22 protein-coding genes are annotated in these 18,594 nt (G+C 45.6%); 3 read left to right on the top strand and 19 right to left on the bottom strand.

Annotated elements, in window-relative coordinates; translation table 11 throughout:
- Window positions 1–54: 54 nt before the first annotated feature.
- The 17 genes from DWY57_RS08250 to DWY57_RS08160 form a co-directional block, all read right to left on the bottom strand.
- A complete protein-coding gene (locus tag DWY57_RS08250; protein WP_119961570.1) occupies window positions 55–1,056 on the bottom strand; it encodes a hypothetical protein in 1,002 nt (333 codons plus the stop codon).
- Window positions 1,057–1,149: 93 nt separating this feature from the next.
- Window positions 1,150–3,180 carry a hypothetical protein gene (locus tag DWY57_RS08245; protein ID WP_119961594.1) on the bottom strand — a complete coding sequence of 677 codons (2,031 nt, stop codon included), beginning with the start codon at window positions 3,178–3,180 and terminating at the stop codon, window positions 1,150–1,152.
- A 17-nt stretch (window positions 3,181–3,197) separates the two neighbouring features.
- Window positions 3,198–4,169, bottom strand: coding sequence for a S49 family peptidase (locus DWY57_RS08240; RefSeq protein WP_119961569.1), 972 nt, complete (start codon window positions 4,167–4,169; stop codon window positions 3,198–3,200).
- A 51-nt stretch (window positions 4,170–4,220) separates the two neighbouring features.
- Complete coding sequence (locus tag DWY57_RS08235; RefSeq protein ID WP_117652841.1) at window positions 4,221–4,565, bottom strand: hypothetical protein; 345 nt, start codon at window positions 4,563–4,565, stop codon at window positions 4,221–4,223.
- A gap of 95 nt (window positions 4,566–4,660) precedes the next feature.
- Window positions 4,661–5,149 carry a hypothetical protein gene (locus DWY57_RS08230; RefSeq protein WP_119957919.1) on the bottom strand — a complete coding sequence of 163 codons (489 nt, stop codon included), beginning with the start codon at window positions 5,147–5,149 and terminating at the stop codon, window positions 4,661–4,663.
- Window positions 5,150–5,719: 570 nt separating this feature from the next.
- Complete coding sequence (gene dnaG / locus DWY57_RS08225; protein WP_119961568.1) at window positions 5,720–9,778, bottom strand: DNA primase; 4,059 nt, start codon at window positions 9,776–9,778, stop codon at window positions 5,720–5,722.
- The gene (locus tag DWY57_RS08220) at window positions 9,775–10,164 is read right to left on the bottom strand and encodes an XRE family transcriptional regulator (RefSeq protein ID WP_119961567.1); all 390 of its coding nucleotides are present in this window, start codon (window positions 10,162–10,164) and stop codon (window positions 9,775–9,777) included. The genes dnaG and DWY57_RS08220 overlap by 4 nt, the downstream gene beginning before the upstream one ends.
- A complete protein-coding gene (locus DWY57_RS08215) occupies window positions 10,136–10,408 on the bottom strand; it encodes a hypothetical protein (protein ID WP_052573191.1) in 273 nt (90 codons plus the stop codon). The genes DWY57_RS08220 and DWY57_RS08215 overlap by 29 nt, the downstream gene beginning before the upstream one ends.
- 47 nt (window positions 10,409–10,455) lie before the next feature.
- Window positions 10,456–10,815 carry a hypothetical protein gene (locus DWY57_RS08210; RefSeq protein ID WP_119961566.1) on the bottom strand — a complete coding sequence of 120 codons (360 nt, stop codon included), beginning with the start codon at window positions 10,813–10,815 and terminating at the stop codon, window positions 10,456–10,458.
- A 33-nt stretch (window positions 10,816–10,848) separates the two neighbouring features.
- Window positions 10,849–11,598 carry a DNA (cytosine-5-)-methyltransferase gene (gene dcm, locus DWY57_RS08205; RefSeq protein ID WP_117599692.1) on the bottom strand — a complete coding sequence of 250 codons (750 nt, stop codon included), beginning with the start codon at window positions 11,596–11,598 and terminating at the stop codon, window positions 10,849–10,851.
- A 12-nt stretch (window positions 11,599–11,610) separates the two neighbouring features.
- Window positions 11,611–11,991 (bottom strand): xylulose kinase, encoded by a 381-nt coding sequence (locus DWY57_RS08200; protein ID WP_117965736.1) that lies wholly within the window; start codon window positions 11,989–11,991, stop codon window positions 11,611–11,613.
- A 17-nt stretch (window positions 11,992–12,008) separates the two neighbouring features.
- Window positions 12,009–12,248 (bottom strand): hypothetical protein, encoded by a 240-nt coding sequence (locus tag DWY57_RS08195; RefSeq protein WP_119961565.1) that lies wholly within the window; start codon window positions 12,246–12,248, stop codon window positions 12,009–12,011.
- 395 nt (window positions 12,249–12,643) lie between these two features.
- Complete coding sequence (locus tag DWY57_RS08185; RefSeq protein WP_120164389.1) at window positions 12,644–12,877, bottom strand: hypothetical protein; 234 nt, start codon at window positions 12,875–12,877, stop codon at window positions 12,644–12,646.
- 5 nt (window positions 12,878–12,882) lie between these two features.
- Window positions 12,883–13,224, bottom strand: coding sequence for a hypothetical protein (locus DWY57_RS08180; RefSeq protein ID WP_119961563.1), 342 nt, complete (start codon window positions 13,222–13,224; stop codon window positions 12,883–12,885).
- 189 nt (window positions 13,225–13,413) lie between these two features.
- Window positions 13,414–13,758 (bottom strand): hypothetical protein, encoded by a 345-nt coding sequence (locus DWY57_RS08170; RefSeq protein ID WP_119961561.1) that lies wholly within the window; start codon window positions 13,756–13,758, stop codon window positions 13,414–13,416.
- A 12-nt stretch (window positions 13,759–13,770) separates the two neighbouring features.
- Window positions 13,771–14,070 carry a hypothetical protein gene (locus tag DWY57_RS08165; protein ID WP_119961560.1) on the bottom strand — a complete coding sequence of 100 codons (300 nt, stop codon included), beginning with the start codon at window positions 14,068–14,070 and terminating at the stop codon, window positions 13,771–13,773.
- Window positions 14,071–14,249: 179 nt separating this feature from the next.
- Window positions 14,250–14,813 carry a helix-turn-helix transcriptional regulator gene (locus DWY57_RS08160; protein ID WP_119961559.1) on the bottom strand — a complete coding sequence of 188 codons (564 nt, stop codon included), beginning with the start codon at window positions 14,811–14,813 and terminating at the stop codon, window positions 14,250–14,252.
- A 90-nt stretch (window positions 14,814–14,903) separates the two neighbouring features.
- On the opposite strand from DWY57_RS08160, the gene DWY57_RS21530 reads away from it, so the two are divergent.
- The 3 genes from DWY57_RS21530 to DWY57_RS08140 all read left to right on the top strand — a co-directional run bounded on the left by DWY57_RS21530 (window position 14,904) and on the right by DWY57_RS08140 (window position 16,027).
- Complete coding sequence (locus DWY57_RS21530; RefSeq protein WP_255425192.1) at window positions 14,904–15,026, top strand: hypothetical protein; 123 nt, start codon at window positions 14,904–14,906, stop codon at window positions 15,024–15,026.
- A 345-nt stretch (window positions 15,027–15,371) separates the two neighbouring features.
- Window positions 15,372–15,728: a helix-turn-helix transcriptional regulator gene (locus tag DWY57_RS08145; RefSeq protein WP_230391780.1), complete on the top strand. Its 357-nt coding sequence runs from the start codon at window positions 15,372–15,374 to the stop codon at window positions 15,726–15,728.
- Window positions 15,728–16,027, top strand: a complete 300-nt coding sequence (locus DWY57_RS08140; RefSeq protein WP_117599702.1) for a hypothetical protein — start codon at window positions 15,728–15,730, stop codon at window positions 16,025–16,027. The genes DWY57_RS08145 and DWY57_RS08140 overlap by 1 nt, the downstream gene beginning before the upstream one ends.
- Before the next feature lie 156 nt (window positions 16,028–16,183).
- On the opposite strand, the gene DWY57_RS08135 is transcribed toward DWY57_RS08140, so the two are convergent.
- Window positions 16,184–17,149 (bottom strand): HAMP domain-containing sensor histidine kinase, encoded by a 966-nt coding sequence (locus DWY57_RS08135; RefSeq protein WP_117599703.1) that lies wholly within the window; start codon window positions 17,147–17,149, stop codon window positions 16,184–16,186.
- On the bottom strand, window positions 17,146–18,519 hold the full coding sequence (locus DWY57_RS08130; RefSeq protein ID WP_119961557.1) for a sigma-54 dependent transcriptional regulator: 1,374 nt from the start codon (window positions 18,517–18,519) through the stop codon (window positions 17,146–17,148). The genes DWY57_RS08135 and DWY57_RS08130 overlap by 4 nt, the downstream gene beginning before the upstream one ends.
- Window positions 18,520–18,594 lie beyond the last annotated feature (75 nt).

Below are 18,594 nucleotides of genomic sequence, written 5' to 3'. Positions count from 1 at the left end.
AGCCAACACGCTGCCTATAAGGGAATTCTGCTGACTTGTAAGAGGTGTTTTTTACTAAGCTGTCTGCACACGGCTGCCGGATACCTCGACAAGTGTAGAGGCATCAAGCACCATGAAGGTGATGGAAGAACCCGCTTTGGCTGTCCAGGTAGCTCCATCCTCAAGCACAAAGCTGTTGCCGTCGGCAATGGTGGCCGCCTTGTCGGTACCGGTACCCTCAAGTGTGATGTAACGTCCCTTATCATTGGCTGTCAATCCGCTGACAGTGGAAATGGCGTATGTGCCTTCATTGCCATCGGGGATGGTATAACGGTTGTTGGTGGATTTAATGGCAAGTGCCGTTGCGCCAGCCGTGTGAGCAGCTGCCGGAGCACGGACAATATCGCCCGTATACTTGTAGTACTGGTCAATGCTTGTACGTGTGAAGGTATAGGTTACATAACGCCCGTCCTTGTCATTTTTGGACTCGAAGGAGGAGAGTACCATCGGACGGTCATAGTTGCCGAGAATATACCACTGCGCATCGCCCACTTCCTTGAAAAGGATGATGAACTTGCCTCCGGCATGCTGTTCAATGAAATCGAGCAGCTGGTCACGCATGCCGCCCATGACGGCAACAAAAGTGTTGGTACCGCTGGTGGTAATGTCTCCTTTCTCACCGGTTGAAGTGTAGGTGGGAATATCGTGCGCCGCAAAGTACTTCATGTATTGTCCGGCTTTCATCGGGATGGTGCTTATCTCACGCTGCTGGTTTGGAAGCGGAAAGGGGACATCGGAATTTATCTGGTCGACATCCACCAGGTAAATCTTGTAGGCTATATTCGAGCCGTGCGTCTTACGGTCGGATACATCGTCCACGTCACCGATGACCATCATGGCGGCCAGTGTGGTACCGGAAAATCCGTAAATTCCCAGCACAGAACCGGGAGACATGACCATATCAAGAATAAACACGAGTGCCAGAAGCACCATCAGCGAAAGGAAAAACCGGACCTGCATCTTACGGGCAGCCTGGTTCCCTTTACGGAAAGGATTTGAAATTCTTTTTGCTTTCATACAATTTTAGTTTTTAAGTTATAAAAAACGGAGCGGGCTTAAGTGGACCCGCCCCGCGCTACCTGAAAACAATCTGTTCTTATAGACAACCAATTATCTGACTCCAGGAATGTTGGGCTGGAGTGCAGCGTTCACCTTGCGTACACCGCCTACCTGACGTTCCAGTTCCAAGAAGTTACCCTTACTGTTCAGGATTACCATTATATAGTCACCCTCTTTGGTCGGAGTATAAGCTTCCGTAATGTCGGCAAACTTGTCCGACTTGGCGATGGTAGTGGCATTCTCCGTGCTGCCACATTCAATGATGTAGGCTACACCGGCTTTGGCATTCGTAATATCCGTAATCGCTTTGGCTCCAGTGTTGGCCGCTGTTATCTGCCAGAATCCCTTTGAAGCATCGACAGTGGTCGCGTCCGCTGCCATATCGACGGTAGGTTTGTTTATGAAGATCTGCTGCCATTCGTAATTGTTGGCCTTCAGTTTTTCCAGGCTGTCAAAACGGCGGCCGGTGAACGAAGCGGCGGTGCCTTCTTTCCAGGTGGACCATGCCTTTACCAGTTCCATGTCCTCTTTCACCTTGATAGAGAGCATCTCGCCCGGTACGAATTCCAGGAACTGGAGGTTGCCCGGAACATCCATGAACATGAGGGGAAGCTGACCGAGGTAAGGCAACCAGATGATACGCATATTCGTGTCAGGTACCACATTGCGGTAACTGTCTGGACCGGAAAAGTCAATGTCCTTTCCATATTTGGCGCGGACATTCTTAATCCACCAGGGAAGATGGGTCTTATTCAGATAGAGGACGTGGCGGTCAAGATCCATGTCTTCTGTGCAGGATGCCACCACATCGCCGACAAACTCCTGAACGGAATCCAACATGTTGGAAGCCGTGTAGCTGCGATAGGACTCATCGTCATGGGGAAGAATCTTAAACTCATGCATGTAGCGGACCAGTGTGTATATGATTCCGGTCGATGCGTTCAAGTAACTGCCTGCGACACCCGTTTCCGGCTTGACATAGATACCCCGCATACGGCGTTTATTCTGCTCCACCTGCGCAGTTTCCAATGAGTTTAGGATGCAGAACTCGATCATGGTCCACTTGATAGGATCGGAGCCTTCCTTGTTCAGATAAGCGATGTACATGCGCTCCAGTTCTTTCATCGGACCGAACTTGAGTTTGATCATCGCATCATCCACATGACCCATCTCGTTCTCAAGCTTCATGTCACCCTTCCAGATTTCACCCTGCTGGTAAGCTTGGGAAACTTCGGAGAAGAAGGCATTGAACACGAGGTCATGGTCTTGAATTCCATAGCGGACGGGAAAATACTGCGTGAGGTCGCGGACTGAGAGTACACGGGCAATCAAATAGTCCTGACGCAGAACCACATACTGGTTGCCCACACCGGCTGTATCCACCCCTTCGTAGTTCGTACTGAATTCTCCGGCTGCCAGACGTTTGGCGTCAAGCATGCCGTTTCTGTGCAGATAATCGTAACGCTGCTGCAGTGAACGGGAGAAAGTAACGGCCTGGCGACGGAAAGCGGCCCCTTCAATCTCTTCATTCCATGGACCGTAAGAAGAAGCGGAGGCCGGATTGACAGCAATTTTGTTCCAACGTTCGGACATGGAGAACATCTGGTTTTCGATACCGAAAAGATACCGGGACCGGTCTGCCGGTCCCGTGAACATGATGGAAGCGGCTGTCACTGTCCGGGAAGGGATATCATCCTCCGCGCGGTTGTTCATATTGTCAACCAGGCTCTGCACAGCGGTGGCCAGTTGCACCAGGCCTTCACCGTTGGCTGGCTGTGAAATGGTCTGCACCGGTCCATTCCCACTATTTTCCTCTTCCGTGGCTGTTGAATTGGTTTGTACCGGATTGACGATACTTCCAAGAATGGACTGTACCTGGTCAATCTGTTCCTGGGTGACGGCAACCGTTTGCCGTTGCGCCGCCTGGTCTGCAGCCAAGTCATCCTGAAGGATAGACTGGTACTCCTGATTATAGGAGTTGACTATCTGTCCCCATTCTTCCTGGGTCAGTTGATTGGCTTTCGCTTTGTCCAGCAGATTCATTTTCTGCAGGACGGTCTGAATTCTTTCCTTTAAATTCATGATAAACAAAAGTTAAGTTATAAATAGTTGAGAGCACTTCTTTTTATATTCTCAATCTCCATATAGCTGCGACCGAGCTCTACAGCCTTGACCACAGCTTCGGGAAAAGTCATGGAGGCGTCAACCAGCCCTTTATCGATGGCATGCGGAGTATCGAACGTTTCACCACGGAATACCGGATCGTCTTCCGGCAGGTTGCCCAGTTGCGGTCTGGACGCAAGAACGGCGGCAAGGAACTGTTCATTGGGTGGATCCAGTTCTTCTTTGATGTACTGTTCCGGTTTCCCTCTGAGCAAGTCATCCGTCTTTTTATTCTTCAGATCTGATTTCGTGGCTTTGGCCTGAATGAGTTTGAGACCCATCCTTTCGAACCATCCGTCATAGTTACAAGTGGAAATCATGGTTCCTATGCAGCCGATGGTATCATAGGCCGTGAGTGCGGCAATGAAACTGGAATGGCAGGTTATATAATAGCTGGCCGAACAGTTGCACTGCTCAACCAATGTCATGACGGGCTTGCCGAGTGAGCGCATCGTCTCACTGAGTCTGTCCATATACCATGCTTCCCCTCCCGGAGAGTTCACATGCAGGAAATGGCAGGTTATGGCCGGATTGGCTTCTGCCGCAAGCAGGTCCCGTTCGAACTGCTTGGAGGAGAAATACCACTGACAATCTGAGGTGATGAATCCCCAGATACGGTGATAGGCGATACTGCCTTCAGGAAGTTCGTCAGAAGAGAAGTCATCGGTGACGGTTATACCCTGGAGTTCTGAACGGGCCTTCATTTCCTGCTGAAGAAGTGAAAGGGCCTTTTTCGATGTCTCTTTATATGTGGGAGGATTTTCATTGAAGAAAAAGGATGTCGGCTGCAGACTGTCAGCGGGCACCAATGGAAAAGCCTCTATCATGGCAGAAGACAAGCCCTCTGCCGTGATAAGAAGCCGGTGTATATTTAAAGTAAGAAGCTGGCGTAGATAAGTTCTGTTCATTGCGTATCTTTTCAGCGAAGATAGGCAGCCTGCAGAAAGGGGTGAAGGACGCTACAATAGCGGGGAACTGAGCATTTTGCATTCAATTTTCAGAGTTGCCGAATTCAGATTGGGGGATATCGAGACAATGGCGGGTATTTTTTTGTCCCCGATCCGGAAACTCCGGTGCCTGGTGTCAGTGAACTCGACAATGCAGAACCTGCCAGCCAGGAAGTCTTTCATCACTCCGGATGGAGGAAGGCTTATGCTTATATCTTTATTGCAATTGAAACAGCGGCCCGCCTCTGAGGATTCCGGTACCGGAGTAAACTCAAACTCATCGGCCATGAACCGATAGACATCCTGGCGCATGTTACTCACCGGATAGACTTTAATCTGAATGGAAAGTTCTTTCATATTAGGATATTTATTTGTAATTCAACAAGTTCGCCATACATAGGACATTTTGTCCGCCATTTTGGGACAAAACGCATAGTTCGGTCGGTGATTTTTTAGCCGTTTTTTAACTTCTTTTTATATTCGCGGCGTTTTTTCCGCTTGCGGATGTTCTCCCGCCACCGATAGAAGTTCTTCAGCAACGCATCCTCACTGATGCTGTCTATGCAATACGCACATAGGAAATTGTGAACGATATCGAGATTGTTCAACTCATGCCCGTTCAAGTCGTTCTCGTCCATTGCCGTATGAAGTTCCCGGTTGAACATCCTGCGTATTTCCGTTTCTATGATTTTGGCCGACCGTGGAGACAGATAGTTGTATATTTCCGGATCCTTACCGATACGCCTCTCCGGGAGTATGATAGTCAGATTACCGTCATCTATGGGAGACTGGTTCTGATGACGCCGCGACATCAGCGTCCATATCACATGGTACAAGTCCGTATTGTCAGGAATACGGAAAGGTTCATCCGCACCGTTGTTGTACTTTCCACGCAGATATTCAGCCAGGTAAGGTGTAATTGAAATACTCGTCGTAATCATGCTCATTTCCTTAAAAAATTTTTTTGAAACCGTTTTTGTTTATTTTTGCTTCCAACTGTCCTACAGTCCAACAGCATTATTAAAGTTACTGATTATTATTTAGTTATACAAATTTACTATAAAGAAAATACTGTTGGAGGACGTCCAACACGTCCAACAAGCCGCATTTTTTGCCGTTTTTGTTGGACGGAGCCAGTTGGATGGTTGAAAAATGGCAATCCAACACGTCCAACAGCGTCCAACAAGACAACGCCATTGTAGTATATATATGATTAAATAGAAAATATATACTACTATACAACAGAGAGTTACATTTTAAAATTCTTTCTCTTGTTGGACTGTTGGACTGTTGGACGCCTCTTTTGAAATATTTTCTTTTCAAAACTCCCTCTATATTGCTTATCTTTTTATTCCAGGGGGTCCGGGGGATGGAGTAGGGAAGTATCATAAGATACCAGGAGGATGAAACCGAACGAAATGTCCGTAAATCAGAATATAAAAAAGCATTTATTCCCGATGGGGCGGCCACCGGGAATAAATGTCTGGTTTGTGATATAGGAAAATGTAACATCAGAACTTCAGTTCCTGGGGGGCACCGATTGCTCCGATAGGGTCATTGTCGGGATTATCGTCAACACGGGATTCTTCAGAACCGCGTTGCAAATCAATGCTATATAATTCTCTGAAAATTTCGTAGTTGATAGCTATGCAACTGGAATTGGTACACTTCTTCTCAACTTTACGCACCATGTCATTGTTGAGCTTTACCGGAATTCCGGTTTCATTGGGAGTATCTTCCTCGAAACCGCCGCGTGGTACCTCCACGACTTCATACCAATTGAACCGGCGTGCATGGACAAAGCCCAGGTAACTGGGATGGGAGCGGAGGTTCTGCTCGATGGTCGACTGCGTTGAGTCTTCCTGATTATAAGAAGAACGTGCGTACTGCGTATAGATGGTACTGACGCGTAGGAATAACACGCGGGTTCCTGCAGGAATAGGAACCTCTTTCTTCTCTCCTCCGGGCAGCTTGATGGTGATTCGTTCCGGTGTATCAATGGCGAAGTCCCTGCCTTCCCTGATTGCCTTGGTATCAATCATCACATCCATAGCCTTGAAGAATGTGGCCAGCTTATCCGTCTTGGAAATCAGTTCCACCTGGAATTTGATTTTATCGCAGGCTATTTTAAAAAACTCCTCATAGGTGAACGGTAATTTCAACTCTGTATAATCCTCAATCAGTCTGCATGTCGCCAGAAACAATGATGCAGTCTTCATGAGGCGGTCAATCTCACCGGCATTTATCAGCGCCTGCTTCAATTCATCATAGGATTTCTGTTTCAGTGCCCGGAAATGCTGCATTACCAGCGGACGCAGCTGAAGGACTTCAAAGAGGACATTCGACAACCCGATTTTGGCCGGATCCTCTATATCCTTGAGTTTGTTGAAAAGCTCCACTTCCTCTTGGGTTCGGTTTTTCGGTTTGGGGACTTCGCAGACTATAATACGTGACATGAGTGCATTATCATCACGTTGGGGAGTTTCCTGGCCGCAAATGACAACCGGCGCGTATACCTTGTCGTTTTCTATCTCCTTGCCGGATGTGCCTTTACGCTTCTGTCTTCCATCGCCATCATATACTATTCCTTTAAGTGCCTGGAACTTTATATCTGATATATCCTTATTGTTGTATTCATCAAGGACAACCGGAACATCCCGGAAAGTGCTCATCAATGTGGACATGGCGGCATCGGTACCGATGTTCAGGTTGAAAATCGGTATCTTGGGAGATATGAACAGGGAACGGATGGATATCGCAATCTGTGTTTTTCCGGATGACATCGGTCCCATAAAGAATGGCGCTGTAAACAAACGGTCTATGCAGTGTATATTGCTTCGGAAAGCACACATGATGGCAAAGAGAATGGCCCATTTCCCGTTGTCGTTGATTTTATATACACGGTCCATCAGTGAGGCCCATTCGTCGAAAGTGCAACGTTTGTCTATAGGGATTTCCTTATAGACAAGCTGTGAAATAAGTTCGTACTTGTCGGACTGCTTGCCGGAACCGGCATATATGGTGGAGAATGCCGGCAGATAATAATTCCGGCCATTGTGAGTGACCACTCCAAGCTCATTTACCGCATCAAATCTCGGTATTCCGTCAACAACATGGAAGATGCCGTTGGCGAAGGCAAAAAACTGCTGGTCTTCCCGTCGGGAAAAACCGTCTTCTTGCTGGTTCCCGTATGTGGAAACCTCTGTGCAAGTAACATAATGTCTGCTCATATATTCACGTATTTTAGTCCAATGTTTCTCTTCACCATTGGTGAAGTTGACTGCTTCCAGCATAATCAGCTTCTCCTCAACAGTGCTTTTCTTGGCCAGGATTTTGGAATTCACCTCAATGTAAAGCGGTGTCTTGTAATAACGGCGGTTTATTCTAAGGACACGCTTGTTTTCCTCGTCGTTGTCCGAGTAAATATGCAAAAGTGGAATCATATAGAAATCACCTACCATGGTATGGCCGGACTTCTCATTCTTGAAAAGGTAGCATACCGGTTCCCCCTGCTTGTTTAACTTCGGATAGTAATTGCATTGCTGGAACATCTGCAGATATTCCGGATTGTCCTGGACATAACGGGGAAGTTCGTCCGGGTCATAATTCTCTTCAGTATAGTCATCGTCCGTCCGTTGTGCATTGATGGCCATGCGTGACTTGCGTTTGGCCAGATAGGGCTTGAGTATTTCATTCAGGGCTTGCTTGGTCAGACCCAGGCAATTCTGAAAGTAGGTAAAGTTGATGATGCGTACCGAATCTTCCGCGTAGCTGATTATTTCGGCACAACGTTCGATATAGGGAGCACGCTCGCCATTATAGGTCTTAAAAAAAGATTTGTGCAGGAATACATAGAATTTCGCGAAATTGAAAGTCTCGATGATATCGTTTGCCTCCCCGTCCATATTTTCCTCGTCGTCACTTCCTTCCTCATCATTATCATCCTGGACATCCCGTTCGACCGTTATGGTGATATTGGAGAGCCCGGCACGGAAAATGGCAGATAATCCGGCAAGGTAACCGGATTCCGTACCGTCCTTTGCAATGGTAAGGCCATCGCTGTCAGAGGTGAACATCTGGCTTGCCTGACGCAACTGCTGTATGTCGTTCATTCCAGGAATGCCATGGACGTATGCTATGGGAGCATCTCCATACAAGGTGAGGAACTCCTGATAATTCGATGTCAGGATGCAAGGCTCATTCCCGCTACGTGCCTCCGCAATCATATCGATACCATATATGCCGGGAGCCATCTTGTCTTTCTCCTTGATGGAAGCTGTCTTCCGCTGCCGCAAGATGGAATTCACTTTCCGCTGGATGACTTCCGTGTTGCAGCCGAAAATCCCGGCCATTATCTCTATGCACTTGAGAAGAAGCGTTTCCGAAGGGATGACAGATATGAGGGTTGAAAGCCGTTGCATTGCCTCTTCCTCTCTGTTTGGATCGGTTCCGGGATTCTTGCCTCGTAAGGAGATGGCAAAATATTGAAGGAAATTTTGTTCCCGGTTTGCAAGCCATTTCCCGGTTTCAAGTTTCTGCTCCTGGGCAATATTATCAGGATCTTTCCCTTCAGGAAGCGGAACTGCACTGACCTGGAAACCCGCACGCAAGAAAGCCTCACAGTTGGCCAGTGACGCTTTCAGCCCGGCTGTATCCGCATCATATACAAGTATCACGCGATGGGTGAATCGGCCAAGCAGCTGTATCTGTTCCGGAGTCAGTGCGGTTCCGCTGGTGGCAACGGTATTGCAGACACCGAACTTGTGCATGGACATGGCATCGAACTGACCTTCGACTATATACGCACAATCATACCTTGCAATGGCAGTACGTGCCTGGTACAGACCGAAAAGGTGAGTGCCTTTCTTGAACAACGGCGTGTCCCCGGTATTGACGTACTTGCCGGTGTTTTCCTGCGGGGTCAGCCAGCGTCCGGTATATCCGTTTATGTTGCCCTTGATATCAAAATAGGGAAACATGATGCGGTCCTTGAAAGTGTCGAAGGTGAAGTTCTTCTCGCTTCTCTTCAGGATGTCCGTTTCAAGCAGCTTCTGTTCGGAAAATCCGGCTGCAAGCATCTCCTTTTTAGCCAGGTTACCTGTCGGGGCATATCCAATTCTGAAATCCTTCAGGACTTTGTCATCCAGGCTGAACCCTCTGTCATGCAGATAAAGTTGCGCTTCCGGAAGATGCTTCTCGAAAAAGAATGCGGCGCCTTTCATCGCTATACGCTGCGCTTCACGTTCTTTTACCCTGGCCGTTTCCTCGTCGGACATCACCCGTTCAGGAAGAGAGATTCCCGCACGGCCAGCCAGCCAGGTGACAGCCTCGTTGAATGACATGTTTTCATGATCCTGGACAAACTGGATGACATCCCCTCCCTTGCCGCAGACGAAACACCTGTATGTCTGTCTTGACGGACTGACGGTCATCGACGGATGCCGGTCCGGATGAAACGGGCAGATCCCTATATAATTGATACCTCTCTTGTGAAGGGATACAAACTGGCCGATCACGTCCGTAATCTCGTTGGCATCCTTTATTCTCTGTTTTAATTCGTCATCAATCATTGTTCTTCAAATATGCAAAGTTGACGCGCTGCGAATGCCTCCTCCAGTGTTATGCCGAAATACTTCGACAACGCGATATATTCTTCTTGGTTTATATTTTTTCGGCCATAGAAAATATCCCACCAGCGCATCTGGTTGATGCCTACCTCCTGGTAGAAGGCACGGTTGGGCATGAAATTTTCCGGATGCCGGAATTTCAGTCGGAGAATTTCCTGCACCATATTCCGTTTGACTGTCTGTCCCACTACAATATGCTTCCGGTGCATATATAACTGTACAGCCAATGCGGATCTTCCCAAATGCTCCGCCATTTGTTCCAATGTCTTCTTATTGACATTTTCCCGGACGTATCTGTCCTCATCGGGTTGCCATCTTCCATTGTTCATAGCTTTCTTTCCTCCATATCTGTGTATAGTCTTCATTGAATTCGTATTCAGGGTGCCCGGTGATATAGCAGCAACAGAATTTGATAAATAGTTCCTGCTGCTCCGGTATGACCGAGCCCCCGATATCATAGTAATGCATGACCTTGAGCTTGTCGAGGGCACTATATACCCTCGTCTCAAACTCAAGAAAAGCGTCGACGCCAAGCTTCTCCAAGAAACGGTCTATCCAATCAAGATTTTCCATTCTATATTTCAATAGGCTTTCCATATCGTCAAGGACGTTATCCGCTCCTACAGTTCCCGCGTTTCCTTCAGGCTCCTAATGAACAAGCTCATCAGTTTCACATATAGTCCGGAATCTTCCTTCAGATTATCCGGATTCTTGCCGGTAAGCTGCACCTTCATATTATCCTTGGAGTAGTCATGGCATATAGCCAAATGCAGCTCTCGGTTCCGGTCATCAACTACCGAGACCTTCACTTCCTCCACCACACTCCCCAGTTCTGAGGCATCCAACCACAAATATGACTTTTCATCTGTCTTCAGATGGCAGTACCGATGTACCTTGCCACCTTTACGAATTAACTCCACTTCGACGATTGTCGCTACTTGATTGGTACGCAGAATGCGTACCTTCTGACCTTTTTTCATTGATATTTCTTTTTTATTCATTACTTTTTAGTTTTACGCTAATAAATAATCTATTGTTATTAAAAACTCATATGCTACTCGCGGGTCAATCGCATTTCCGAGGGCGTGAGTTCTGTCCATCCAATTGGGAATCCCATAAACCACTCCATCCAGCCCGGAGTAATATCGGAGGGATTGAACCCAGCTCTCGAAATGTGTGCAGTCAGGTAATTGCTTTTTCGTTTGTCTGAATGCTTTAAAATGCTCTCCCGACGTAACTTTATCCTTTTTGCTTCCGAAGCTGTTAAGGCAGGCAACAATCCAAACTCGCTTCCTTTCTTGAAAAGAGTCCTTACCCGCAGCTGGAACAATAAACGGTTGTACTTCGTAGCCTTCACTTTCCAAATCAAAGCACACTTGCTCGAAGACCACTCCGTCTGCGTTACTAATAAGTCCGAGAACATTTTCAGCGACGACCCATGTCGGCCGACATTCTTGTATAACTCGATACATTGGCGGCCATAAAAAGCGGGGGTCTTCTTGTCCCTTTTGGAGTCCGGCATTACTGAACGGTTGACAAGGGAATCCTCCGGCCACAACATCAACGTTGCCTCTATATTTCTTTGCATTGATTTCATTTATATCTCCATATTTGGGTACATCAGGAAAACACTTCTTTAAAACTTGCAAACAAAACTCATCTATTTCAGACTGAAGTAAGATATCCCATCCGAGGACATCGGCTGCCAAGTCAAAACCACCAATGCCGGTGAATAGGCTTATCATCTTTCTTGTTTTATTCATTACTACTTAGTTTTACGCTAATTCTACAATAGTAAATTCAACTAATTCAGAGGGAAAAATATCAAGAGTTCGCTTTTTACCTTCAGGTAAAACTGAAACTCTTGCATTACCTAAATATTGAAATATACATTGTTGATATCGGTTAAGAACCTTAAATCGCTTTCCATTCTTCTCAATCACCATTCCTTTACTAACAGGTCTTCCTGTTGAATCAACCAACCATTTATCCAGAAAAGATTCCTCCAATTGAGCAATTTTTTGTTTAAGCGGAGCAATCTGTTTTTTATAAGCATCTTCAAAAACTTTAATTTCTGAATAAATAGCTTGTACCTCTTTCGTGAGTTGTTCAGCATCTGCAATGCGGTTGCTGTATTTATCATCTGATTCTTTCATATCTGTTCTGGTTATATTTAAAGTTCACGCATCAACAGAACATCATTATAAGCATCTGCATCTATTTTTTTTGAGCAGATGCTTTTAATTTTGAATCCAGCTTCTAAAATATCAGCAAGATCTTTATCTGATAAGAAAGAACACCTTATCTCAACGTATTCACCAGGCATTGTCAAGCCTACAATCTCTTTTTGTATCCAATACCTAACCCACCTATGTGCGCTTAGGAGATTGAAGATGATTTTCTCTATATTCATATTTATTCGATTACATTACAAAACATGTACAACAGTATGCTCCACTTTCAGGCATTCCCCCGAAGTCAACCCTAATACACAATTCTCCACAAATGACAAATGGCTTATCGCTTATCACTTTACCATAGACACCATAATGTTCGTGAAATACCTCAGAACCCGGTTTCATTGAGTCCAGTGCCTTTTTCATTTTCTCGGAGGTATAAACGGTTATCCATCTGTTTGCATAATTGTAATAAAGCAGTCCGACACCGAGAGAATCGCACATCTTCAATACGGTTTCTTCTACCTGCTACCTGCTGAAGACAACGCTGGTCTGCAGCTTCTGCACCTTAACGTCCGGAAATTTCTTTTTGAATGTTGTTTTGGTTACCATGATTCTTATTATTAGATTGTTATAACTCTTTAAATTCCTGCTCCATCCGGCACTTTCTCACGTAAAGTCCATCAATAATGTACTGGGTACAATACTTGGGAAGGGGGATAACAACAAGATCACGAGTACCCCTATCGGCATCGCGATACACACAACATTCCCTGCTGCTTTTTAGAATTGACTCAAGAAGAGAATTACACTTTTCAATCTCTTCCTTAATGGCTTTGGCCCTTTCAAATGATTCATTTTCCATAATATTCAAAAATAATGGTGTGATGTACATAGGGGTGGGAATTGTTGCTTGGTAGAATACCCCATCAGCTCCAGGTTAAAGATGTCCTCTCCGATTTCTTTCCACGCCGAATATACACCATACATACATTCACGCGCATAGAAAGGCGGCTTGTAGGGGTCGCATACACAGATTATCTGCACATGTGATTTTCTGTTGTATGATACCAGCTTCGTTCTGGAACTGTCGAATAAATCTCCAACGACATGTTGGCCAGGGCGGATATTGTAACAGTAACTGTTGTCCTGATACACGTCAAGGGTCTCCCAAAGATATGTCAGGAAATCTGTCATTTTCAAATCTCTCATATTACCGCATATTAGATAAACAACCAATTGCAAATCCTATTATCCCAATATTTATCATCAAGACGATAATATCAAAGAGAAAGAGAATTCGGTAAGATCCGGATGCTTTCCGCATTGCCCAGACACATAGTATCAAGACTGCCACTATCACAATTAGTGATATCCACAAAAAAACAATCACATTACTCATCACTGTCCTATTTTTGCAAATTGATCTATCTTATCTGCCAAGGTATAATAGCCCATCACCTTTTCATAGGATATGATGCAGACAATGCTGTCGCTGTCATGCTCCACAAGAATAGTCCACTGTCCACCCTTGGCATTCTCATATACCTCGAGCCGAACCGGACGGCTGCGTGGGTATTTCTCATTCATAACCTTAATCTGGTGCTCGATGTCACACTTCAGTGCATCCAAAGAACATTCGTCAGCAATCAGATGTCGGTCAAACTGTTGCACGTATATCTGTAATGCCCTGCCTTTTTTGTTGACACTGGCATAAGTCTTGATGTTGTCTATAAAGTATCTCATAGCATTCAGATCTTATGTATTTACCAAGTATTGCTCCATAAGTTCGGGGATATCTTCTATCATCTTCAGCATGCACTCATGCGGTGCATCGAGAAATGAAATAACAAGGATACTAAGGTCCTGGTCTATCTGCCGAACTTCGTCTACCTGCAGGTAGTCCAGCGCATCAACGGCATCGACGAAAGGAAGATGGCTCTTGAGTGCAAAGCCACAGTTGCATATTACTCTGCCCGAAGCCGTCGGACGTGGAATCCATATCCTGAACTGTCCGTCAGGAGTGGAAATGGAGGAAAAACCTTTGTTATTATTCATATATTCTGTTTATTAAGTTAGTAAATCATCGTCTCATATAGGGGAATCGAACCCCAGTCGCGGCAAATCTTAAGTATACCGCTACCATTTGAATGCAGTATGAGGGGCCGGACTATCTTCGCAGACCGCCACAGCCATAGAATACACATTAAACACAGATGGCACACCTCACGGTGGGCTTATTTCATTTGATTCCGATGCCAGTAGGAAATCATCTCACCCACATTGCGAACCTTGATTTTTGCCTTGATATTCTCCCGATGGCGGTTAACCGTACAAGGCGAGATATGTAGCTCTGCCGCAATTTCATCAGTTTGGCAGTTGGAGGCAATGAGCCGGAATACATCCATCTCGCGATCGGTCAGTGCTGTATCAAGCTCCGGTCTGCATATCACCCCTTCATGTTCACATTCACCCCGTAACGGGCATTTGACCTCCTCGAATACAAACTGTCCATCCTTGTTAATGTCAAGATTGTACTGGTCATACTCTCCGAAATTGCATCGGATGAAACGATGAACTACCCGGAATTCATAATGCCAACGATTCATCGTGCTGGCTGAATAGAGCTGCATCAGCCGGGCATGTGCTTTCGGATATCTGTCCCTGATGACAGCAAGCATGTGTTCGATAGTCGGGCGGTCAGCCTCCTTGAGAACAACAGCCGGCTGCCCGAACTCTTTCATCATCACATCACCTTCAGGGGTGTTGTAGAATTCAATATTGGAGATAAATGCTACCATATAATTTGAGTTGCTACACGTCCTTTTCTAATTTCATACCCAACACCTAACAAAGCTCTTTCATATTCAGGTTTTAAATGTCTGCTACTTATGAGGTATCTTGTTTTTCCGCTGCGTACCGCCGCCTCTACTCCAGACATTATACGTTTGAACTCTTTGGGTATCGTTTCCATCATCTTCTCATGTGCAGAAATCATTTGCTTGGATTTTTAATTTTGTTGAATTATGAAAATGTTCTCATATAGTTCTCTTTCCAAAGGTTTGAAGGAGTCTTTTCTTAATTTGTCATAGAATGTAATCAATGACATACCGCTTCTTTTTAGGAACTCGTTACGGAGCTTCAGTCTTGTGGCTTTTTCCATTTGGTCGTAATGGTTCTTAGGTACCATTTTTGATGTTTTTTCGTTCATAATCTTAAATATTACAATTCTTATTCTGAAATTTATAATGCAAATATAGAAATGAATTTTCAATATATGAAATTTATAATTGAATATTTTGAAATTTTGTTTCAAAATAAGTTATAACATATTGATAATCAATAGATATATTTGAGATATGAAAAAGAAAAGTGAATTTCCAATACACCCAGTCATAGATAAGATACGTAAAATCATATCAGATAGAGGTTTAACACAAGGTGCTGCTGCTGAATATGCAGGTACGTCTGCTTCTCAATTCAGTAAAATATTAAGCGGTGAGGTGCAGTTGAGTTTATGGCAACTTTCAAAATTTGCAAGTGCCTTGAATATGGATATAGTAGATGTTTTCACTTATCCACAGAAGTACACCTCTGACGGAAAGACATCCGAAGATGTAGAAGCAATTCTTCAGATAAAATTAAAAAAAGATCGGAAAGACCAAGTGCTTAAATTGGTTTTTGGTGATAACAACTTAGAAATACTAAATAAGTAATGAGAACAATAGAAATATTTTCTGTTTACAAAATTGATAGTTTCATAAAGAAATGGCGTAAGGCATTCCCAACTTTATCTATTCAGAAGGTGGATGAACCAACCTCTAATTGTTATGTACTATTTAAATATGATACTAATAAAACTATGAGATTTCCTTTTGAAGCTATACATGGAGCACATAAAGGGTTCATAGAAGGTTGGATAAAGGAATGCAATCCCCAGAAAATACTTCAGCCAGAAGAGCTTGAACATGAATTGCGAAAAATAGAAAAAGAAAATAATGATGATATACACTAATAGACAATAATAGAAGAATATACAGTTATACAGTTTTATACGCAACGGATTGTCAGCATCTTATTGTCAGTAGTGAAATTCCCGCTACCCCGACAGAAATTAAATAAGCTACTGATTTTTTCAGTAGCTTATTTTTGTATATACCCTCTTTTCCATTTATCCAAATAGCAACGTAAAGCAACTCCCTTTTCCCACAGCAGACTGCACCGTAATATTGCCGCCATGCCGATTCATCACTTGTTTACATAAACTGAGCCCGATGCCCGAGCCGGAAGGCTTGGTGGTGAAGAACGGTACAAAAATCTTATCCTGCACTTCCGGTAAGATACCTTCGCCATTGTCGCTGACAGTAATAAGGCATTGCCACGAGAGGGCGGGTAGCATCTTCACTTCTATCAGGGGATGTTCCTTCCTGCTACATGCTTCTTTGGCGTTTTTAATCAGATTAATCAGTACTTGTTCTATCTGTGTCCGGTCTATCTGGAGTATGCGGTCGGTCTCCGGAAGCTCTATCCGGATATACTCTTCCGAAAACAGCTTCTGCAAATCCTGCAGCAATTCGTGGACAGCAACCGGACGACGAACGGGGGCGGGAAGTCTTGTCAGCTTCCGGTAATTCTCCACAAACTCCAGCAAACCCTTGCTACGGCGGTGGATAGTTTGCATTCCCTGCCGCATGACGGGGTAGTTCTTTTCCGACACTTCCCGTTCGCTCAAGGTCTCGGAGAGGGAGATGATAGGAGTAATCGAATTCATTATTTCGTGCGTCAGCACACGTATCAGCTTTTGCCACGCTTCCATCTCATTGCGTTCCAGCACGCGGGTACGGAAATTCCTCATCGCTTCTGAAAGCTCATCCACCATATCCTCCATAGACCGGTTCTTGTAGGGAGAACGGAACGACAGCATCATGTCGTCATAGCGCAGGCTCTCTGCCAGATGGCGCATCATACGCACTTGCATCATCTGCAGGCGGTAAAGATGAACGGCAATCGCCAGCAATATCAAAAAAGCCATCAGCGTACTGAACCACAGTCCGGCATCCACCAGCAGATAAACGCCGACCGAAAGGAAGGCTATGCCGATGATGTGCAGTACCACAATCAATGAATATCGTTTCATAAGCCTAATTTTTCAAGTTTCCGGTACAAGGCGAAGCGGGTAATGCCCAAGTATTCGGCGGCACGGGTCACATTTCCCTCGCTGAGCCGCATGGCACGTTCCACCGCCTGCCGTTCCAATTGTTCCAGGTTGAGGACTTCTTCTTCCTTCTTCTGGCGGGAAGCCGAAGCTTGGAACATGAAGTTTTCCGGACGAAGCAAAGAGCCGTCTCCCAGTATCACGGCACGTTCCATGGTATGCTGCAACTCACGTACATTACCCGGCCAGGCATATTTCAGCAACTTGTTCTTCGCCTCGCGGGTCAGCCCGCGCATCTCTTTCTGATATTTGCGGGCATACCGTTGCAGAAAATACTCTGCCAGCAAGAGGATGTCGTTTCCGCGTTCCCGCAGAGGGGGGATATGGAGTTCGATGGTGTTGATGCGATACAGCAGGTCTTGGCGGAAGTCTCCTTCGTCCACCAGCCGACGGATGTCTGCATTGGTGGCGCAGATGAGCCGCACATCAATGGGCGTAGCCTGCGTACTTCCCAAACGACTGATACAACGCTTTTCGATGGCAGTCAGCAGTTTGGCCTGCATGGGCAGGGAAAGGTTACCTATCTCATCCAGAAAAAGCGTACCACTGGTTGCCACTTCCATACGTCCGGCTTTCGCCTTCCGTGCATCGGTGAATGCGCCTTTCTCGTAGCCGAACAACTCGCTTTCGAACAACTGTTCGGGAATACTACCGAGGTCTATCGTAACAAACGGCTTTCCATAGCGGGGAGAATTGCGGTAAAGCAGGCGGGCAATCACATCCTTTCCGGTTCCATTCTCACCCAATATAAGTATGTTGGCATCCGTATCGCGCAACTTCTCCACAGTAGAGAAGACTTGCTGCATGACAGGAGAATCACCTATAATAATCTCTTCGGAGCCTCCTGCTGTGACATTGCTCAGAACTTCCACCTGCTCTTTCAGCAAATTTATCTCAGTCCGCGAACGACGCAGCTTCATGCCCGAAGAAAGGGTGGCCAGCAACTTCTCCTTCTCCCACGGCTTGGGAATGAAATCCGTAGCCCCCGCTTTGATGGCACGCACCGCCTTGTCCGTATCCGCGTAGGCAGTCATGAAGATGACCACTGCTTGCGGGTCGATACTCAGAATCTGCTTCAAGCTGTCGAAACCTTCCTGACCACTGATGGCATCACGGCTGAAATTCATATCCAGCAGAATAATGTCCGGACGGAAAGTGGTCATAAAATGCTCGATGCGGTCGGGAGTCACTGCCACTTTTATCTTCTCGGCGTAGGGTTCGAGAAGAAGGTTCAGTGCAAAAAGGACATCCTCGTTATCATCTACAATCAATATTTTACCAAACTGCTCCATATCTGTTTTCTTTTCGTGCAGGCAAGGCCTACACAATCCCACATCTCTTGTATGGGCAAAGATAAGTATAATATC

Origin of the sequence: Bacteroides sp. AF25-5LB (assembly GCF_003602965.1) — a bacterium.
Classification (GTDB): Bacteria; Bacteroidota; Bacteroidia; order Bacteroidales; family Bacteroidaceae; genus Bacteroides; species Bacteroides uniformis.
This window is presented reverse-complemented; position numbering and strand designations above follow the sequence as displayed.